Origin of the sequence: Brevibacillus brevis (assembly GCF_001039275.2) — a bacterium.
In the GTDB taxonomy this organism is placed as follows: domain Bacteria; phylum Bacillota; class Bacilli; order Brevibacillales; family Brevibacillaceae; genus Brevibacillus; species Brevibacillus brevis_C.
Genome location: NZ_CP030117.1, coordinates 1,182,076 through 1,201,889, shown reverse-complemented (window position 1 = coordinate 1,201,889; position 19,814 = coordinate 1,182,076). Strand labels below are relative to the sequence as shown.

Sequence of the window (19,814 nt, the reverse complement as noted above, 5' to 3'; positions counted from 1 at the left end):
CCTAATCTTGACCACCCATTGCTGCAGCTCGTCAGCCGACGTTTACTTCCAAATCTTCTACTTCTCTCTCCACGTATTTCAAATCTTTATTGGCGTGGAAAGTGTCCGCTTTTTCAACCTTCACGGCTGTATTGTATTCGGGAATACCTGCGTATGTCTCGTATACACCCTTTGGAATGAGTACGTTTCCTTCCGGCCAGTGTACTTGAATGTTGCCGCGTCTGGTATCCTCGAATTTGGCACGTCCTTGGAACGTTCCATATTTATTGTAAACGACGATATTTTCGCCTTCTGCAATGCGCAGTTCTTTTGCATCCTCTGCATTGATCAGGATATCATAACGGTCCGCATTGTTGAACGGGTCTTTCTGGCTGTAAATCATCGAGTTGAACTGCTTACCGCGACGAGTCGTTACATAGAAGTGTCCCTCTGGCTTGTTCAAATCGGGAATTTCAATCGGAATCAGATTCGCTCGGCCATCTTGTGTCGGGCATACGCCGCCTTCACACAACCATGCCCCGCCCCATTGGAAAACATCTCCGCGGTTTTTCAGATGCTGGATACCATCGTAGTTCGGATTCGCCTGGGCAATCTCTGCGCGAATTTCAGCTGCGCTTGAGAAGTGCATCAGATGCTTTTTCTCTGGATTTACCCGTGCCGCCAGATCTACGTAAATCTCCCATTCCGAACGCGCTTCTTCAATACGTGGCCCTTCCACTTCGGCACTGAAGTAGACCATACGTTCTGTACTAGTCGAAGTACCGCCACCCGGCTGCTCGTATCGAGTCATCGCTGGCAGTACGATTACTTCTTCCTTCGCGTCCACCAACGTAGATGTATTGAAAATGATGTCCTGATGTACACGCACTTCTATGCTCTCCAAGCATTTTTGCATGAAGTCCGGATCTGGCATCGTCTCCAGGAAGTTGCCGCCACTCGTATAGAACAATCTGGTCTTGCGCTCATGCCCATCTGGCAACACGGCATTCTCCAAAGAAATACCGACGATATCTCCTTGCCATTTCGGGATTGGGAAATTCCAAATTTTTTCAATGCGGTTCCAGGATTTTTCTTCAAAATCTCCACCTGGCAAGCTGAACGGATCAGCACCCATTTCACCGGAGCCCTGTACGCCGGAGTGTCCGCGAATCGGCATGAGACCAGTGTGCTTGCGACCCAAGAACCCACGAAGGATGGCCAGATTGGCTACTTGAGAAATATTGTCCGTACCGAATTTGTGCTGGGTCAGACCCATACTCCATACGAATACACCATTTTTGGAGTTGGCGAGCAGTTGCGCGAATTCTTTGATACGCTCGCGGCTGAGACCGGAGGATTCTACGATTTTCTCCCACGATTCATTCATCACATGCTTGCGCAGCTCTTCGATTCCGTTCGCGTGCTCCTTGATGAATTCATGGTTGATCGCAGAGCCTGGCTTGGCTTCCTCCATCTCGAACCAAATCTTCATCACGCCGTTCATGAATGCAATGTCGCCGCCAATGTTCACTTGGTAGAAATCATCCGCAATCTTCGTTCCGAACAAAGCACTATCCGGTACAGATGGAATCCAGTACTTCTCCATCGCTGGCTCTTTGTACGGGTTGATCAGGATGATTTTCGTTCCTGCTTTTTTCGCAGCATACATGTATTTCGTCGATACAGGCTGGTTGTTACCTGGTACAGAGCCCCAGAATACGAGCACATCGGTACCGATCCAATCCTGATAGTTACAGCTCGATGCACCAATTCCAACCGAACGCTTCAATGCTGTCTTACTCGGTGAGTGACAAATACGCGATGCGTTGTCGATGTTGTTGGTTCCGAGGAAACGAGCCATTTTAGCTGCCGTGTAATATACCTCGTTGGTAATCCCACGAGCGGTCAAGAAAAAGGCCAACTGTTTCGGGCTGATGTTTTTGATTTTTCTCGCGATACGGTTTAACGCTTCATCCCAGCTAATGCGGGTGAACTTGTTTTCGCCTGGCTTTCTTGAAAGCGGATACGGAATTCTTCCCAGCTTGCGTAATTCTTCGCTAGACAGCTTACGCAGGGCATTCACGTCTTCAAACCATTTGGCATCCATGGCAGGCATGGTATTGAGGCGCAGTACGTTCAGTCGTGTAGTGCACAAATGCGGACCAGTCAACGTCTGATCGTAGAGACCGGATACGCCGAGAGCGCAGCCATCACATACCCCTTGCGTCAAAATGCGATAGGCATAACCCAAATTATCGCGATTGTCATAGGCCACCTTCATCGTATCGCGAATGTGATGCGGTTTGATTTTTCCGAGTCCCATCGGCATCAGTGAAGCCCATAAGGAAGGCTTCCACGAAGTATCCAGCTTAATTGGTCCGCCATGCTTGGTCTTGCCCATTTCTTTTGTCTCCCCTCTAATAAACTCCATTGAGACGAAAAAACCACCATGAAACCGTCCCTTGTCCTATAGGAAAAGAGCGTGTTCACGGTGGTTGTCTACGGCAGGTTCGCTACCTAGTCTCAACTTCGTGTTTGCTTTTGCGAATTCCGTTACGTCTAAGCCGGTGAACAGGAACGCTGCTTCGTTTAGACTTACGGTTCGTTTTTCATTCTTTTTTCGATGTCTTGATCAAAAACAAAGATCGACATTCCAAAATCCCGTTCAATGTCAATATCGACGAATAGATCAACGAGTTTTGCTCCAAGAAACGCTTCCATGTCAACTGGCTGGTGTTTCCGATAGATCTCTTTGACCATTTCGGTTCGGGCAGCTCGTAATGTCTGCTTTCCGTCTTCCGAAGTGGCGATGAACTTTTCCACCGGAGAAAGGTTGCCTTCCATCTCGCAAATCGCCCAGTTCTTGCAGAACGTGGTGCTGATCTTGCTAGGTCCCTTTCCCATATGGCGCTTTCGGAAAGCCCTGACCAAATTACTGAATTCTGCTTCGAACTTATTCATCGAGGAAAATCACCTTTACTTCAAATCATTCTCTACTTAAACTTTACCATTGATTAACTAGCCAATTCAACAGACTTTTCTCTTTGTTTGGCTTCTTCCTTTAGTTTTTTGATATCCAGGCGGACTAATAGCGAGATCACGAGAGCGACAACGAACATCCCTGCGAAAACACTCATGGTTCCGGTATAGCTATCTGTCGTCTTGCGAACCCATGCTGCAAAGATCGGTCCTGCCAAGCCGGCAGCAGCCCATGCCGTCAAAATGTAGCCGTGAATCGCGCCCAATTGCTTCGTTCCAAACAAGTCACCAATGTAAGCCGGAATGGATGCAAAGCCACCACCGTAACAGGTCATAATGATAAACATCGCGACCATGAACAGGATTGGATTGGACATATTCGGTAACAGGAAGAACAATACCATTTGGATGGCAAAGAAAGCTGTGTACGTATTTGGTCGTCCAATGAAATCAGACAGAGACGCCCATCCGATTCGTCCACCACCGTTGAACAAACCGTTTAGCCCTACCATCAGAGCTGCTGTTCCGACAGACATGCCCACCATTTCTTGCGCCATCGGCGATGCTACCGAAATAACGGCGATTCCACATGTCACGTTGATAAAAAGCATCAACCACAGCCAGTAAAAACGGCGTGTCTTGATCGCTTCGTTGGCAGTTAATTGGCACAAATCCTTTTTGATTTGCTTGCTGCCAGCTGTTCCCTCAGCGGAAAATCCAGCCGGTACCCAACCTTTTGGAGGTGGAGCCAAATATTGAGCCGAGGCCAACATTACAACGAAATAAATAATGCCCAAAATATAAAAGGTGTTCGCAATTCCTACATTTGCAATCAAGGCGTTCATAATTGGACTGGCAATCATGGAAGCAAAGCCGAAGCCCATAATCGCAAGACCTGTTGCTAAACCTCGGCGATCCGGAAACCATTTGACCAACGTCGATACGGGCGTAATATACCCTACACCAAGACCAATACCGCCAAGTACCCCATAACACAAGTACAAGAGAGGCAAACTGCTCAATTGAATCGCCAAGCCAGCCCCGACAGTTCCTACTCCAAAAAAGATAGATGCGAGAATGCCAGCTTTGCGTGGGCCATGCTTTTCTACATAATGACCGAGGAAGGCAGCAGACAGCCCCAAGAACAAGATCGCAATACTAAACGTAAATTGAACGTCTGGCAAGTCCCAGCCGAACTGCTCGGTAATTGGCTTGGTGAATACACTCCATGCGTATACCGATCCAATCGAGATGTGGATGCCTACCGCAGCCAACGCAATGAGCCAGCGGTTTTTCACTTTTTGTTCCAAATCATTCATCTCCTTCGCAATGGTCTCTAGCATGCTGTGGATCCATCAGCAGCCTTCTCGAAAAAAAGAAAAACTGCTGATTTCACCGACTCACCCAGGTCTCCACAAATGGAAACGAGGGCTACGATGAAACACAGCAGTTAATCATCAGCAGGAACGCTACATCAGCATCAACAAGCATTGTGTTCACTATGTAATTCGCTGCAAGGCTACAAAATAATCGGTGGCAGGGTCGCTGCTCCGTGTCAATCTGTCCTTACGCTATGAATACATGAAAAGACGAAAATTTTATGACACTTTTCATCTCACATAGTATACTACCATGTAAGCGTTCACTCGACAATATTTTCCTCACAAAATAGCCATGAAACCTTCATGAATTCGACAAAAAGGAGGCCCGTATGTCCGAACTAACCATCACCACCCGATTGCCCGTGTTGAAAATTACGGCTGACCAACATGGCTGGGAAGACGACGAAATCGTTACCGAATACCCCCTCACGATTTTCCTTAATGATGAGGAATTCGCTACAATCGTATGTACTCCAGCCGACCTGGAAGAAATGGTCATTGGGTTTCTCGCAGCCGAGGGTGTCATCAAGAGCTACTCGGAAATCAAACAGCTTACGCTTAATGAGGCCCAAGGGTTTGCTTACGTTGATTTACATAAAGAAACGATTTTGTCGCAGAGCTTTTACTCCAAACGCAGAATTACTTCCTGCTGCGGAAAAAGCAGACAATCCTTTTACTTTTTTAGCGATGCGCGCACAGCAAAGCCCGTTGAAAGCACAACAACTGTCACTCCCGCTCAATGCATGCGCCTGATGAAAGAATTGCAAGCGTCGTCTGATATCCACCGCCAAACAGGTGGCGTCCACAATGCAGCCCTCTGTACACCGGATGAAATTTTGCTTCAGTACTCCGACATCGGACGTCACAATGCTCTCGACAAGATCTACGGGAAATGCTTGCGAGATAACATTTCCACCACGGACAAAATTCTTGTATTCAGTGGACGCATCTCATCTGAAGTGCTGCTCAAGGCTGCCAAAATTGGCGCTGGCATCATTTTGTCCAAGTCCGCTCCAACTGATCTCGCCCTGCAATTGGCAGATGAACTGAAGCTCACCGCAGTCGGATTTATCCGCAATGACAAAATGAACGTGTATACACAAGCAAAGAGAATCCTCCTACCTTAAAGGAGGATTCGGATTCAATCAAAAGCGGGACAAGCTCAGAGCCTTCCCGCTTTTTTTATGTTTTTCTCATCTGGTAATCTCAAAGCCTGAGATAGCCTCTCGGTTTTTTGTTCTTTGTACGTGGGAATTTTTTATTTGCAGCAGCAATGCTTCTTTTTGTGATGCTTGCAGTGATCGTCATCATCTTCGTCCTCGTCATCTTCTTCATCTTTGTCTTTGTCTTCGTCGTCGTCCTCTTCTTCGTCTTCATCATCTATCTCATGCTTCTTGCAACAGTGGTGGTCATGTTTTTTAAAGCATTTGCAATCATGGCGCTTGCAACAACAGCAGTGATCGTGGCAATGTTCATGCTTTTTGCAGCAGCAATGCGGCTCATCGTAATGACTCTGTTTTTTGCAGCAGCAGTGAGGCTCATAGTAATCGTCGTGTTTCTTGCAGCAGCAGTGGTGGTCGTAATACTTGTCGTGTTTTTTGCCACAGCAGTGGTGGTCGTAATACTTGTCGTGCTTTTTGCTGCAACAGTGGTGGTCGTAATAGTTGTCGTGCTTTTTGCTGCAACAGTGGTGACCGTAGTGTTTACCCTGTTTTTTGCACTTTCTTGTCATTGCGCTCCCTCCTTTCGTTAGCCATCACTACTATTCATACGGTTTGTCCAGAGAAACGCTTGTATGATAGCCCTCTATGAAAAGCCCCTTTTTTCCAAACAAAAAACAGGACATACCTTAAGCATGTCCTGTCTTTCTGCGTTTTTCTTCAAGTTTAGCCTGTTCGTACTCTTCCGGCGTGTTGACATTAAAAGCAGCCCAAGGGTCCAACCATTCATCAGGCATGGGCACCACGCGCAGTTCATCTAATGTCCGCATTAGTTTTCGCTGTCCATGCAACAACGCCTGCTCCCAATTAGGCTGCGTTCTCCGATGGTACACAGCACATAATGGATGGATTCGTCCCTCTGATTGGGCGACAATCACGTCCCAATCGGTTCTCTCTCTCGCAAATTCAATGAGTCTGGCGATTTGCCCACGATCCATAAAAGGAAGGTCACAGGATAGCACCAGCAAAGCATCCTCGGAACTTACGCGGAAGGCAGTAACCAGTCCACTTACAGGACCGCAGGATGGTACCAGGTCTGGTGTAATTATGACGGGCTGTTCATCAATTTGTTCCTTTTGTGTCACTTGAGTGTCCGAAAAATCGTTCGCTACAATGAAACAAGACAAGCCAACCGCCTGTATTTCTTTTACAAGCTCTGTTAAAAAGGTTCCGTCCCTCCACGGTAAGTTTTGCTTTGGCGAGCCCATTCTGCTGCTTTTCCCGCCAGCTAAAATAACCGCACCGATACGCAACTGCTGCATAAATTTCCTCCCGGGTGTTGACAATACTCCTTATTAATTTATAATAAGTTTAACAAAAGAATTATTATAAACAAGGAGAGATTCTCGATGGAAAACACACTCTATAGCGCATTAAATAAACAAGTGGCGAACTGGACAGTCCTCTATACGAAACTACACAATTTTCACTGGAATGTAAAAGGACCTCACTTCTTTACGCTCCACGCAAAATTTGAGGAATTGTACAACGAAGCAGCAGCGAATCTTGATTCCCTTGCTGAACGTGTCCTCTCCATCGGTGGAAAGCCTGTAGCGACTTTGGCTGCATGTCTGAACACAGCGAGCATCACCGAAGCAGAAGGAAGCGAAACAGCCGAGCAAATGGTAGAAACGATCGCGAGAGACTTCTCCATTCTCGTAGACGAGCTGAAGCTGGCTATGGAAACGGCGGACCAAGCCGACGATGAAGCGACAGCCGATATGCTGTTGGGAATCCGCAGCAGCCTGGAAAAACACATTTGGATGCTCAAATCCTTCTTGCAATAAGCAAGTAAATCAATAGACACCAAAAGGCGATTGTGCATAGACACATCGCCTTTTTTGGGTCTTGTCTCCCGTGAAACTGCCTATCTCCCCCTGGTTGCCTAGAGTGAAAAAATCAGTTTCCGCCCGTCCTTTTCTACTTTTACTTGGGGTAGATACTTTAATGACTTCTGTACACCTATGTAGGGACTCGCAAACTCTACCTGGTGCCGTGCTTTCAACACGGAACAGAGATCAGCCAATGACATCGGAGACATCGCTTCCCTCAACAGGTTTTCGATGTGCTTTGCAACTTCCAAATAATCGTGACGGATGTGCGCCTTTCTCACCTTCATACGCTTCATCAGATCATCGGAAAATTCCTCTGTCGACATAGCTGTATCTTCTGAGCTTTCATCGTCTCCGATCCCGGCTTCGTTATCCAACTCGCGAATGCGGCTCAAAAGCTGCTTGATGTCAGCTCCCAACTGCTTGTCCTGATCGACATACTGTCGACGCAGTGCCATACGCTGCTCTAGCATGGCCTGCAATGTCATTTGTAACGCTTTCCGTTCGTTAAACATTGCGTTATGTATTCCCCTTTTCGCAAAAAGTAGAATGATGAAATTATACCCAATGATAATATAATTCTCACTAGTTGGAAATGGGAAATTGAAGTGCCCAATTTAGCAACTAAAAATAGCTTTTTACAAAGCCGTAATCTGCTTTCGTAAAAAGCTATCTGCGTTTTTTAAGGTTATTTACAGATTGTTCAATGAGAGAGTGTAATCAGACTTTCCAATAGACCAGAGTCTTATATAGTATGTTTCACCAGCAACTACATCGAATTCTGCTTCACCAGAACTCATTGCAAGAGTGGTATTTGTGTCTGAAGTCATTACAACGTATGGAACAGCTGATGCTTCCTTATTCGTAAGGCTCGTACTCATTTTTCCGGTTTGGTTTGCTACAAAAACAAAATGATCAAAATCACTGTTTCCCGCTTGCCCTGAGATAGAGGAGTTAACCTCTAAAGTATCCGCTGTTGCAATAGTATCGTTAGGCTCTGTTTCTGTATTCGCAGCAAGTGCAGATGAGGATAGTGCAAATACTAGTGTCAATGCGAGTAAGATTTTTTTCACGATGATTGCCTCCTATATTATGGAATAATTGGAATATACCATTTTATTCAATATTTGTCAAAACATAATGCTTTTTGCCTATATTTGTTGTTTTATGTAGACTCTCATAAAAATTTTGTCGAGGTATAGCCACTCAGTGCTTTAAGAAGCTTCCAAGTTGTCCCCATGCGTTCCAAAATAAAAAGATAGCTTTTTACAAAGCTGTAACCTGCTTTCGTAAAAAGCTATCTGCGTTTTTTAAAGGCTAATTACAGATTGTTCAATGAGAGTGTGTAATCGGATTTTCCAAAAGAAATGAGTTTTATGTAGTATGTTTCACCAGCAACAACTTCAAATTCTGCTTCACCGGAACTCTCTGCAAGGCTGGTAGTTTTGTCTGAAGCCAATACAACGTACGGAACTACTGATTGGTTCTTATTGGTAAGGTTCGTTTTCATTTTTCCGGTTTGGTTTGCTACAAAAACAAAAATATCTACATCGCTGTTATCTGCTTTCCCTGAGATAGAGGAGTTAACCTCTAAAGTATCCGCTGTTGCAATAGTATCGTTAGGCTCTGTTTCCGTATTCGCAGCAAATGCGGATGAGGATAGTGCAAATACTAGTGTCAATGCGAGCAAGATTTTTTTCACGATGATCGCCTCCTATATTATGGAATAATTGGAATATACCATTTTATTCAATTTTTGTCAAAACATAATGCTTTTTGCCTATATTTGTTGTTTTGTGTGGACTCTCATAAAAATTTGTCGAGGTATAGCATAACCAACAGAATCCACCAAAAAAGACCCATCCAAAAATGGACAGGTCTCGTTCCCCTACGTATTTCTATTACATCATCAAGCTGCTTTCTCTTCACTCAATCGATCCGTAATCACCGCAATCGCACCATCACCGGTTACGTTACAAGCGGTACCGAAGCTATCTTGAGCGATGTACAGCGCAATCATCAACGAAGTCAACGTGGTAGTAAATCCGAGCATCGACTCCATCAATCCGAGTGCCGCCATGACTGCTCCGCCCGGCACACCTGGTGCAGCGATCATCGTTACGCCCAGCATCAAGATGAACGGAAACATCACGCCAAAGGATGTCGTCATGTCATTTAGCATCATGACTGCCATGGAACAGCTGACAAGCGTAATCGTGCTTCCGGAAAGATGAATCGTCGCACAGAGTGGAACGACGAAATCCGCGATCTTTTCGCTCACACCGTTTTTCTTGGTCTGGCTCAGTGTCACAGGAATGGTGGCTGCCGATGATTGTGTTCCAATCGCTGTGAAGTAAGCGGGAAGCATATTTTTCAGCAGCGTGAATGGGTTTTTGCGTCCCATCTGGCCCGCTATCAAGTACTGCACGAGCAGATAGAATAGATGCAAGACAATAATCATAACGAAAACTTTAACAAACACGGACAAAATCATCGTGACCTGTCCACCATAGGTCAGGTTGGAAAATACAGACAGGATATGTAATGGAAGCAACGGGATAATGACGGAAGCGATCAGCTTCTCTACGATATCTCTCAAGTCTACCATCACCTTTTGCAGGGCGCTCCCCTTGATGACAGTCGCTCCAAGACCAAGGGTGAAGGCGAGCAACAATGCTGTCATCACACCTACAATCGGCGGCATGTCCACAGTAAAGAACGGCTTTACCAGTGCTTCCTCCGGATTGGCATACTGATTCACCAGTCCACCTACCTCAAGAATGTGTGGAAAAATACTCGTACTGACCAAATAAGCGAGTGCTCCTGCAAGGATCGTAGACAAGTAAGCAACCCCTGTGGTTACCCCAAGCAAACGCCCTGCCCCTTTGCCCAGCTCACCAATGCCTGGCGCGATAAATCCAATGATAATCAACGGAATCGCAAATCCGAGGAAATTTCCAAATAGGCCACTAAATGTAGCCAATCCTTTCACAACCCAAATCGGCGAGATGGAGCCGATCCCGATCCCAAGGACAATGGCGATCAGAATTTTGGGTAGTAAACCTAACTGTTTCATGACTTGAACCCCCGTTACGTGTTGTAAATAATGTCCACATGGAATGGACTATGTCTCTTTTACATGGACTAATGAATAACAAGGTAACACATCCGGGATGAGATTGTCATGAATCATAAAAAAGTACTAATATTTTAAATTAAAGAAAAACCCCCAATGAGCGTTGCTTACTCACTTGGGGGAACGATATTATTTGGCGCAAACCACTTGGCGAAATTCTTCTTCGATATCTGCCAGCACGCGCATGGCATCCGCGAGCTCTTTCTCCTTCTTTTCTACGGTCAATGTGTGACACCGTCCGAATTGCTTCGCCTGCTTCTCTTTGATCACCGCCAGTTCTGGCTCATGCTTCAGGAAAAATCCTGCGAAATCCATCGCTCGCCTCGCCCCTAGCTGGAAAGCAAAATAGGCTAAGTGGCCCAATTCCTCTGGCGTAAGTCCACCTTCCTCTTCCATCCGCTGCACTACACGCAAGATCGCTTCCTTTCCGTATAGGATCGCAGAGTTCTGTTCCGCCGCTGCGCTTTCCTGATAGATTCCTTTGTATAAACGAAGGGCATTTGCAACCAGCTCCTCCTCTGTCGGACTGCCTACACGCTTTGGTGCAGTCCAATAATGATAGGAAAAGAGGCCATCAAAAATTTTCTCAGCCTTCCACGCCAAGACAAACTGAGACAACGGCAGGCTGACAAAAGGAAAACCTGCTGGATCATGCACATAGATCGCTTGATCATCCATCTCATACGCAAGAACAAAATGATCAGCGCCACCCAAATACTGAGCATTTGGGTTATACGTCAGGTAGCCCATATCAAGCGGTCCGAGCAACACAGGCCCCTTTTCCAAATCGCGCCGTAATTCCACCAACGGTGGCTCGCCCTCCGCATCCCCTGATCTTTCCGTCCAACGAAAACCAAGCAGCTCTAGCGCATGACTGACACCACGGTCAGGGATCACTTGTCCGAAATAAATCACTTTCTGCTCCTCATACCAGGTAGCTCCGACTCCTACCCCGGAGAGCACTTCGAGAACGGCAGGAGCTACCTTCTCCCCAATTGTCTCCAAAAGCATTGATGATGAATTTGCGTAGCAGTAGTGGCCACTTCCGATGTACGGTAACATGCTTTTCTCCCTCTTTCTCGTCAATGTATGGCTTACCTATCATTGACTTCGGGTCGCATGCTTTTCTGACAACGCTTTGCAAAACACTTCTCGATCACGCGAAATATTTTTTAAAAAACTCCATCTTCTCATTCACGAAAGCATCATCTGATTCGCTGCTACCCATGATATGAGGATCATGCATGCACAGCCCCATTAGCCATAATTGGCGAATACCTGTCATAAGCGACACCGCAGCCTGATCGTTTTCAGATAAGGGACGAACCTCGGTATATCCTTTTAGGAAAGCATTCCATAGTGACTCCACCAGTTCGTCATTTTCTTCGATCAATATTCGGCTCAGCTTGAAAGCAGCCAGATCATACGCCCGCCAACCATATCCACACAGGTCGAAATCAAAGTGGGTATAGGTGTTGTCCGTAGAAAAGTTCGTATTAAAATTCCCTTGAAGGTCTCCGTGACAAATCCCCCAGTCGAGTCCGGCACGGATATGCTCGTTCAGCTTGGCTTCCAGCTCAATCGCCAGCTTTTGGAGAAATTGAAAATCTTCCTTCCGATGCTGTAGACGTGGCTCAATATTGGCTAACGGGCGATGAATCAGCGTCTTGGCGTCCCACACTTCGCGAGCTTGCTGTGTGGAAAAGCCTTCTGATTTTACATGCAGTTCGGCAACGGCTCTGCCGAATCGTTCGCTCAGTTCCTCGGTATCAATCTCCTGCTCCTTGCCACAGGCAAAAGTGAACAGCGCCCCAAAGCGATTGCCCTCTGCTGCTTGCAGTCTCAAGACATGCTTTCCTGAGCCGTCCGCAATTGGCACAGATACAGATACGCCTTGTCTGTTCAAATGGAGCAACAGCTCCATCTCGAACGCGACTGCTGCTTCCTCTGTTCGCCAATCACTGCGATACAGCCTGAATATTCGTTTTTGATCGATCGTCTTCACGAGGTACGTATCGTTCATGCCTCGAAGCATGTAGTGAACCGATTGTATGTGTTCGGTTGGATATGCTTCCTGAAGCACTTTCTGTAATGCTTTTTCACAGATGGTTGAGTAGACGACGGGTAAATGCATAGTCTTGCTGCTCCTTTTTGCCAAGTATTGGTAAGCTATTATGGATGACGTGTGAATGGGGAAAAGGACACAGCAAGTAAAAAAGAACCTTGAAGGGCTAAAGGCCGATCAAGGTCTGGTACAGGCTGCAACGATTTGTCCCCCTTGCTGAATAAGCTCTTCAAGGAATCGGGTAACATAAGTAATGGATTTGTATTCGTCACGCTCATCAGAAGGTTTGATGTCAAAAAGAAGAGTTATTTTCTCACTTTTCCCTTGATCTCGCGCAATTCCTCGAGGATCAGATCGTATTTGTCGCTGTATTTGTCCAGCAAGTCCTGTAAACGCCCCTCGCGTTCTCGATTTGCCTTCATAATATAAAACAACAACCAGACAAACAAAGCAGCAAATGGCCCTTGCTGAAGTAATACGGTTGTTACTTGATCTTCCATGTTTGATCTCCCCTTTTGTCACTGTATAGAACGTGTGTTCCTACATCGTCCTTATCTGTATTTTGTACAAAAGGCTTGTACATAATTCGTTGAAAACAAAATTAATATCCATACTTTTCTTTTTCTCTTTCATTTAGTACAATATTTTTGTACATCCTCACAGGAAGGACTGGCACGCTCATGCTATCTCAGCGCTTACGCACAGCTCGTAAGACAAAAGGTCTGACCCAGGAAGAGTTGGCAGAGCATGTCTGCACGACCAAGGGGACGATCAGTAACTACGAGAACAACCACAGCACACCACCGAATGACATGCTGCGGCAATTGGCTGATGTGCTGGACGTCACGACCGATTGGTTGTTGGGCCGCACAGATGAAGTCACGGCCTATATTCTCCCCGCAACTGAGCAGACAAATCAACGTTCGTTGGACGAGCTCTTGCAGGAAAAGATCGATGACCCAGACGACTACTATTTCCTAGACGGGTATCTGGACGCTTCAGAAGAGGAGAAAAAAGAAATTCGCCGCTACTGGTACGACTTGAAGAAACAGTGGAAAGTCCGTAAAGTACGCGAGGAACGACCTCCGTCTTTGTTTGATATCACGGAAGACATCAAAAAAAAATAACCCCAGTGCGGGGTTTTCTTTTCAGCGAGAAATAGAACGTACGTTCCTTACCATTCATTTAGGAGGTCCTTGATGCTTCACTCCCTTTTGAAAGAAATCTGCGAACCGCAAACATGGCTCGAGAGTCGCGTTTACTTGTTACTTCAGCATCACGGCATCGACCAGCCCGAACAAATCGATCTGTATTTGCTGTGCGAGACGTACGGCATCGAGATCCATCGTATTTGCGGCAGAAGTCGTGCACACGCGCATCCCTTTTTGCCGGGACGTTATGTCATTGCGGTGGACGAACGACTCGATCTGGCTACCCAGCGGGTTAAAATCGCGCATGAACTCGGACATTTACTCCTTCATGAAGGCATTCAGCCCCAGAGCAGCGAATGGATGATTGACTGGCAAGAATCGCAAGCGAATCATTTTGCCGAGCATTTGCTGCTTCCCATCTACATGATGAGTCCCCTACTTGCCGATTGCTCGCGATACAACGCTCCGGCTATCATGGCTCAACGCTTTCAGGTGCCGATGCCTCTTGCTCGTGCCCGTTTTGAGCGCATACTGAGCCGTCTGTATGCCAAAGGCTTTCCCGTCTATGAGTAATTGTCAACGCTATTATGTAGGAGGCGATACCTGATGAAACGAGTCTTTATTGCCGGAGATGCATACACGACTCATTTTTTTGATCTCGCCTTAGACCAAGACGAGGAGCTGTCTCTGTTACCCTCTTTGCAGGTAGCCAGCTATCACGTGGCTCGCTTTGCTCTCATCATGCGAGATGACGGCCTTCGTGGACTCGGTATTTTTCCCGGAGATGCTCTCCTGATCTCAGACTTTTCGATGGAACCTGTAAAAGACAGACCTGTATTGATCCGACAGGAGGGGCAGTTCCTTGTGCGTATCGCTGCAGACGTCAATCCATTGGAGTGTCTGTTTACAACCACACGCGAGCAAGACACCCCCATGTTACTCCCCTCGGAAAACATTCGCATTACAGGTGTTGTATCCGGTATTATTCCACGTTCATCATCGTAACTTCATTAAGCAGCCAATCCTTGATTGCTGCTACCGTTTGCTGCCACTGCTCCTGCGGGGTAATGGCAGCGGGCTGGTCGCCCTCCTGCGATCCATAGCTTCCGAACTGGGCATGGTTCCCCCCTTCTATGGACATGTACACAGTACGATCCGGCAAATATTGCTTGCTCTCCATAAACTTTTCCATATTGATCACCCCATCGCGAGAACCGAGCAAAGACAGCACAGGCAAATTCCCCTTCTTCAAGTTCCCCTGACTGTTCGGATACGCTCCCAGTAAAAATACACCACTGATTCGGTCCGAGTGGTTTGCTGCGAATTGAGCTGCCATCGTTCCTCCAAGCGAATGTCCTCCGATGACAAACGTTTTATTCGGGTACGCCTTTAATACTTGTGTAGCTCGGGTCATATCACTTACAGCCAAATTCAGCGGCATTCGTGCGAGAAAAACATGGTAGCCAGAGCCTGCCAAGGCACGGGCAATCGGTGCATAGCTCTCCGGTTTGACCAGTGCTCCCGGATACAAGATGAGTCCCGGTTCGCGTGACTCCCCGCCTTGAAAAATAATCCAGTCATTCGTATCCATGACCGTAATCCCTTCACCGCCTTGCATGGCCGTTAACGCTGCCTGATCAGGCTGATATGGCTGCAAATACCATATAGCCAGACAAATCGCTCCGAGTGTCACCAATACGAGTGCCTGAAACCATTTTTTACGTGCTTGACTCATCCTACCCACCTCGTTTCCGCCCCCATGTATGATGCTACTTATTATGTCTCAAACGCGCTGCTCATGTGCATAAATTGTGAATCTCGACATCTTCGCAGTGTTGACGAACTGATTTTTTAATAGTAGTATTCAAACATACCACTTATATTTGTTTGGAGGTTTTTCTCATGATTGAGCACGTAAAACGAATGGGTTTATCCGATTTGGAAGCGCGGTGCTACTTGACCGTGCACGAAGAAGCAGACCTGTCTGGGGTAGTTTTGGCGGATCAGTAAAGCCTACGGCGCTCAAAACAAAAGTCCGGAGACCATTACGAAAAACTACTCGATTTTTACCAAAAAGAGAAGGGATGGGAATTGTTATGAATCTACAGGATGTGCAATTTTGCGAGGAACTGGTAAGAAGTGCGGGAAAGGAGTTGCTAGTGGAATTTGAAAAAGGCGTGCCCTGCCACAGCAAGGAAGCAATGACTAAACGCTTTGAAGAGGTGAATCCCGTGGTTGAAGCTCGATTGAAGCGCTCATTATCCGAGCGATTCCCCACCTATGAATTCTCTGACGCGGAATTCAATCTGGCTGCACAGGAAAAGCCTGAATTCACAAGTCCTTATTGGGTGATGGATGCAATCGATGGAGCGGTTCACTTTCTGCAAAACATGCCGATGTGGGCTACTTCCCTCTGCCTGATTGACGGAGGACGCACGGTTGTTTCTTTTGTCTATGATCCATGCCGTGATGAACTGTTTACCGCAATTAACGGGCGTGGAGCTTTTTTAAACGGACAAAAAATCAGTACCTCATCCAAATCGCAGCTAAGTGAGTGCATTCTAGGGACGCTCTTTGCTTCCTCCGAGCCGATGAACCTCTTGGTCGGAAAGTATACAGCGAATTCCTTGACGCGAGTGATGCCAGAAGCTTTTGCCATCCGTATGCAAGGCGCGGTTTCGCTCCATCTCGCCTATGTGGCGTGCGGACGACTCGACGGTTACTGGGAATACGGTGAAGGGGTGTATGATTGGCTGGCTGGTGCTCTTTTGGTCCAGGAAGCGGGAGGCACAATTACGGATACGCAAGGGAATGATTTTTGCTGGAAAAGCACAGGCATCGTAGCAGCAGGCTCGACCATCTACCCTAAGCTGATCCAATTGACTCCCGCTTCATAAAGAGCAGATAAAAAGGGTGAGCCTATGCGCATCACCCTTTCTCCTTTTTCCGTTCGCGAAAACGGCGCACCTTCATCAGGTTTCCGCACATTTTGTCATCACACCAGCGGCGCACCCGGTTGCGGCTTTCATCATAAAACACCCAGCAGCAATCCTCGTTGTCACATATTTTGACTCGCTCCAGATGCTGCGGGGCAAGCAACTCCGCGAAAGAGGCTGCAATTTGTGCCATGACGAGGGGCCAGCCCTCTGTTGAGCTGGATTGCTCTTGCCTGTAGCTACCCTCCTCTTCTACATACAACACCTGCACATGAAAAGGAGCGAGAGCCAAAGCTCTGTTCAATTCCGCTAGGTCCTCCTCTTGGAATCGCTCTCCACGGACAACTGCTTCCAGCATACGTCGCAAACGCTCGCGCAACTGCAAAAGTGAAGCGGCACACGCCTCATTCATCGGCAGCGGTGCGGTTAGCTTGTATGTTTGCAAAAAGGATGACAGCCATTCCTGGTTCTCCAGGCGATTTTCCCCACGACCAGAACCGCGCCAATCCCGCCAATCACTATTTAAAAAATCGATACAAAGCCAGTCCATGTCATCATCTCTCCTGACGAAACCCTTTATTTTCTCTCTTGTATGATCATACAGGATATGGTAATCTCTATTCGTAACCACCGTAATAACATTAACCGGTTACAACCTCATTTCTTATTGCTATTATAGCGTTTCATCAATCTGTTTCACAGGAGGAAGCGTATGAATCGGAAGGAATTGCTTTTGCACGGATGGGAATGTACGTATGACAAGGAAGACTGGTATCCACCCTTAAAAGAAGCGCTTTCCGGCGTATCAGCAGCCGAGGCGAGCTGGCGCCCTGTGGGAGAAGCAGCCAACACGATCTGGGAAAACGTCAGCCACCTTCTTTATTACAAAGAACGCCTGTTGCATCGTCTAATGGGCACTGAATTTCCTGGATCGGCTGAGACGAACGATGATACCTTCATCCCGTCCGGCGGTCCCGATGACGAAGACGCTTGGCAAGCTACTCTCGCTCGCATGGAAAGCGTCCACCGCCACATTCACGAAAAGCTTTCCTTGCTGACGGATGAGGAGTTAAATCAGATGGCTACTTATACGCCCATTTACCAAAATGTGATGAGTCTGGTCCTGCATGATGCGTTTCATACGGGACAAATCGTCCAAATTCGCAAGCTGCAAGGCTCCTGGCCTGCCAGACGATCATTTGAATAACAAAATTTCACATTGATTAATCACAAACAATCCTTTATAGTTGATGAATCACATAATTTCATACATGTTATCCTCATCTTTCACGGTGAGGATAGAGGTCGCGGCTTTTATATCATCCTGTACGAGATTCAGAGAAAATCAATGACTCCAGGTAAGGAAAATCCGCCGAAGCTCATATCGCGTCTCTGTGCGATTGGGTTGGGGCTGTACTCGAAAGGGGCAGAACTGTCACGTTTGCATGCCAAGCAAACGTGGTGAGCTATCTTCAGTGAAGGCTTGGTGGGGATTGGATGATACCGCCCTATGCCATTTTTTTGGCTATGGCGGTTTTTTCGTTTCCGACCTTCCTTCTCAAAAATCAAGAAAGGTCGTGCAAGCAGCTTATGTCACAAAATCAATTGCAACGTGGTTTAAAAGCCCGACACCTGACGATGATCGCCATCGGCGGCTCGATTGGGACGGGATTGTTTCTTGCGAGTGGAGGCTCGATCCACTCCGCCGGACCTGGTGGAGCTTTAGTCGCCTATCTCGCCATTAGTATCATGGTTTACTTTTTAATGACCAGCTTGGGGGAAATGGCGGCCTTCATGCCTGTTTCCGGTTCGTTTTCGACGTATGCCACACGGTTCGTCGATCCATCTCTCGGTTTTGCTCTCGGCTGGAACTACTGGTACAACTGGGCCATTACCATTGCCGTCGAGCTGTCAGCTTCCGCACTCATTATGAAATATTGGTTCCCGGATACCCCAGCGATATTGTGGAGTGCTTTGTTCCTCGGATTGCTGTTTGCCTTGAATCTCCTGTCTGTGAAAGCCTATGGAGAATCTGAATATTGGTTCGCCTTGATTAAAGTAATAACGGTTATCATCTTTATTATTGTGGGTGTGTTGATGATTTTTGGCATTATGGGCGGTCAAGCAGTCGGCTTCCAAAACTTCACCAAAGGCGACGCGCCATTCAACGGCGGCTTCATGGCCCTGCTCGGTGTCTTTATGATTGCCGGATTCTCTTTTCAAGGGACAGAGCTGGTTGGTGTCGCAGCTGGAGAGAGCGAAGACCCTGCCCGCAACATTCCGAAGGCCATCCGTCAAATTTTTTGGCGCATCCTGCTCTTCTACATTCTCGCTATTTTGATCATCGGGTTGCTGGTTCCATACGATAATCCAAATCTGATCAGCGGCGACCTTACGGATATTGCGATCAGCCCGTTTACGATTGTATTTGAAAATGCCGGTTTTGCTTTTGCAGCATCCGTCATGAATGCCGTTATTCTCACGTCAGTATTGTCTGCTGGTAACTCTGGCATGTACGCCTCTACACGCATGCTGTGGAACCTGGCGAAAGAAGGAAAAGCACCAAAATGGTTCGCAAAAGTAACCGGTAACGGCGTACCGATCAATGCCCTGATCTTGACTGCGCTCATCGGCGCCCTTGCTTTTCTGTCCTCTCTGTTTGGAGAAGGCGAAGTGTATGTCTGGCTTTTGAATGCTTCCGGTATGTCAGGCTTCATCGCCTGGCTGGGAATTGCCATTAGTCACTACCGTTTCCGCAAAGCGTTTATCGCTCAGGGCCGTGACTTAAGCGAATTGCCTTATCGGGCAAAGTGGTTCCCGTTTGGTCCGATTTTTGCCTTCATCATTTGCTGTATCGTTATTTTGGGGCAAAACTATTCCGCATTCATGGGTGGAACGATCGACTGGTATGGCGTCCTGGTCTCTTACATTGGCCTGCCACTCTTCTTAATCATTTGGCTCGCTTATAAAGTCACCCAAAAGACCAAGCTCGTCCCTCTAGAACAAGTGGACTTCAGCATGGATGAATACACGAAGTAATCGAAGAAAAATTACGGACTTCCGTTATCTAAACGGGAGTCCTTTTTCGTGTTTGCCAGCATATTAAAAACTGCCCTAAAATAGCCGATAGTATA

The 19,814-nt window shown here is 47.0% G+C and carries 22 protein-coding genes and 1 riboswitch; of the genes, 9 read left to right on the top strand and 13 right to left on the bottom strand.

The features are described 5' to 3' along the window. Positions 1–31: 31 nt before the first annotated feature. The 3 genes from AB432_RS06310 to AB432_RS06300 all read right to left on the bottom strand — a co-directional run bounded on the left by AB432_RS06310 (position 32) and on the right by AB432_RS06300 (position 4,268). Positions 32–2,380: an FdhF/YdeP family oxidoreductase gene (locus AB432_RS06310; RefSeq protein ID WP_048031509.1), complete on the bottom strand. Its 2,349-nt coding sequence runs from the start codon at positions 2,378–2,380 to the stop codon at positions 32–34. A gap of 194 nt (positions 2,381–2,574) precedes the next feature. Next, positions 2,575–2,940, bottom strand: coding sequence for a Na-translocating system protein MpsC family protein (locus tag AB432_RS06305; RefSeq protein WP_007722503.1), 366 nt, complete (start codon positions 2,938–2,940; stop codon positions 2,575–2,577). Positions 2,941–2,993: 53 nt separating this feature from the next. Next, positions 2,994–4,268, bottom strand: coding sequence for an L-lactate MFS transporter (locus AB432_RS06300; protein WP_304412535.1), 1,275 nt, complete (start codon positions 4,266–4,268; stop codon positions 2,994–2,996). Between the two features lie 401 nt (positions 4,269–4,669). Here AB432_RS06300 and fdhD point away from each other — a divergent pair, with 401 nt between their 5' ends. Both fdhD and AB432_RS06290 read left to right on the top strand, forming a co-directional pair. Then, a complete protein-coding gene (gene fdhD / locus AB432_RS06295; protein ID WP_048031507.1) occupies positions 4,670–5,467 on the top strand; it encodes a formate dehydrogenase accessory sulfurtransferase FdhD in 798 nt (265 codons plus the stop codon). 161 nt (positions 5,468–5,628) lie between these two features. Beyond that, entirely contained in the window at positions 5,629–6,093 is a 465-nt protein-coding gene (locus AB432_RS06290; RefSeq protein ID WP_162630229.1) for a hypothetical protein, read from the top strand. A 96-nt stretch (positions 6,094–6,189) separates the two neighbouring features. Here AB432_RS06290 and mobA read toward each other — a convergent pair whose 3' ends face one another. Next, positions 6,190–6,822 carry a molybdenum cofactor guanylyltransferase gene (gene mobA, locus AB432_RS06285; RefSeq protein WP_048031505.1) on the bottom strand — a complete coding sequence of 211 codons (633 nt, stop codon included), beginning with the start codon at positions 6,820–6,822 and terminating at the stop codon, positions 6,190–6,192. Between the two features lie 87 nt (positions 6,823–6,909). Here mobA and AB432_RS06280 point away from each other — a divergent pair, with 87 nt between their 5' ends. Further along, a complete protein-coding gene (locus AB432_RS06280; RefSeq protein WP_048031504.1) occupies positions 6,910–7,347 on the top strand; it encodes a Dps family protein in 438 nt (145 codons plus the stop codon). A gap of 98 nt (positions 7,348–7,445) precedes the next feature. On the opposite strand, the gene AB432_RS06275 is transcribed toward AB432_RS06280, so the two are convergent. The 7 genes from AB432_RS06275 to AB432_RS06245 all read right to left on the bottom strand — a co-directional run bounded on the left by AB432_RS06275 (position 7,446) and on the right by AB432_RS06245 (position 13,093). Further along, positions 7,446–7,907 carry a hypothetical protein gene (locus AB432_RS06275; protein WP_048031503.1) on the bottom strand — a complete coding sequence of 154 codons (462 nt, stop codon included), beginning with the start codon at positions 7,905–7,907 and terminating at the stop codon, positions 7,446–7,448. Positions 7,908–8,084: 177 nt separating this feature from the next. Further along, complete coding sequence (locus tag AB432_RS06270) at positions 8,085–8,465, bottom strand: hypothetical protein (RefSeq protein WP_048031502.1); 381 nt, start codon at positions 8,463–8,465, stop codon at positions 8,085–8,087. 248 nt (positions 8,466–8,713) lie between these two features. After that, positions 8,714–9,094, bottom strand: coding sequence for a hypothetical protein (locus tag AB432_RS06265; protein ID WP_048031501.1), 381 nt, complete (start codon positions 9,092–9,094; stop codon positions 8,714–8,716). A 207-nt stretch (positions 9,095–9,301) separates the two neighbouring features. Beyond that, complete coding sequence (locus tag AB432_RS06260) at positions 9,302–10,468, bottom strand: dicarboxylate/amino acid:cation symporter (RefSeq protein WP_048031500.1); 1,167 nt, start codon at positions 10,466–10,468, stop codon at positions 9,302–9,304. Between the two features lie 189 nt (positions 10,469–10,657). Next, the gene (locus AB432_RS06255; protein WP_048031499.1) at positions 10,658–11,590 is read right to left on the bottom strand and encodes a hypothetical protein; all 933 of its coding nucleotides are present in this window, start codon (positions 11,588–11,590) and stop codon (positions 10,658–10,660) included. Between the two features lie 94 nt (positions 11,591–11,684). After that, positions 11,685–12,662, bottom strand: coding sequence for a homoserine kinase (locus tag AB432_RS06250; protein ID WP_048031498.1), 978 nt, complete (start codon positions 12,660–12,662; stop codon positions 11,685–11,687). A gap of 236 nt (positions 12,663–12,898) precedes the next feature. Beyond that, positions 12,899–13,093: a BhlA/UviB family holin-like peptide gene (locus AB432_RS06245; RefSeq protein WP_012684855.1), complete on the bottom strand. Its 195-nt coding sequence runs from the start codon at positions 13,091–13,093 to the stop codon at positions 12,899–12,901. 180 nt (positions 13,094–13,273) lie between these two features. On the opposite strand from AB432_RS06245, the gene AB432_RS06240 reads away from it, so the two are divergent. The 3 genes from AB432_RS06240 (at position 13,274) to AB432_RS06230 (ending at position 14,749) form a co-directional block, all read left to right on the top strand. Next, a complete protein-coding gene (locus tag AB432_RS06240) occupies positions 13,274–13,720 on the top strand; it encodes a helix-turn-helix domain-containing protein (protein ID WP_048031497.1) in 447 nt (148 codons plus the stop codon). Between the two features lie 72 nt (positions 13,721–13,792). After that, a complete protein-coding gene (locus AB432_RS06235) occupies positions 13,793–14,317 on the top strand; it encodes an ImmA/IrrE family metallo-endopeptidase (protein WP_048031496.1) in 525 nt (174 codons plus the stop codon). Between the two features lie 33 nt (positions 14,318–14,350). Then, a complete protein-coding gene (locus AB432_RS06230) occupies positions 14,351–14,749 on the top strand; it encodes a hypothetical protein (protein WP_017251977.1) in 399 nt (132 codons plus the stop codon). On the opposite strand, the gene AB432_RS06225 is transcribed toward AB432_RS06230, so the two are convergent. Then, positions 14,727–15,479 (bottom strand): alpha/beta fold hydrolase, encoded by a 753-nt coding sequence (locus AB432_RS06225; protein WP_048031495.1) that lies wholly within the window; start codon positions 15,477–15,479, stop codon positions 14,727–14,729. The genes AB432_RS06230 and AB432_RS06225 overlap by 23 nt on opposite strands. 361 nt (positions 15,480–15,840) lie before the next feature. On the opposite strand from AB432_RS06225, the gene AB432_RS06220 reads away from it, so the two are divergent. Next, positions 15,841–16,641, top strand: a complete 801-nt coding sequence (locus AB432_RS06220; RefSeq protein WP_048035719.1) for an inositol monophosphatase family protein — start codon at positions 15,841–15,843, stop codon at positions 16,639–16,641. A 31-nt stretch (positions 16,642–16,672) separates the two neighbouring features. On the opposite strand, the gene AB432_RS06215 is transcribed toward AB432_RS06220, so the two are convergent. Next, entirely contained in the window at positions 16,673–17,230 is a 558-nt protein-coding gene (locus AB432_RS06215; protein WP_048031494.1) for a CGNR zinc finger domain-containing protein, read from the bottom strand. Between the two features lie 162 nt (positions 17,231–17,392). On the opposite strand from AB432_RS06215, the gene AB432_RS06210 reads away from it, so the two are divergent. After that, the gene (locus tag AB432_RS06210; RefSeq protein ID WP_048031493.1) at positions 17,393–17,887 is read left to right on the top strand and encodes a DinB family protein; all 495 of its coding nucleotides are present in this window, start codon (positions 17,393–17,395) and stop codon (positions 17,885–17,887) included. 84 nt (positions 17,888–17,971) lie between these two features. Continuing rightward, a riboswitch (Lysine riboswitch) is annotated at positions 17,972–18,157 on the top strand. A gap of 113 nt (positions 18,158–18,270) precedes the next feature. Then, entirely contained in the window at positions 18,271–19,719 is a 1,449-nt protein-coding gene (locus tag AB432_RS06205) for an amino acid permease (RefSeq protein WP_048035718.1), read from the top strand. The last annotated feature ends 95 nt before the right edge of the window (positions 19,720–19,814 follow it).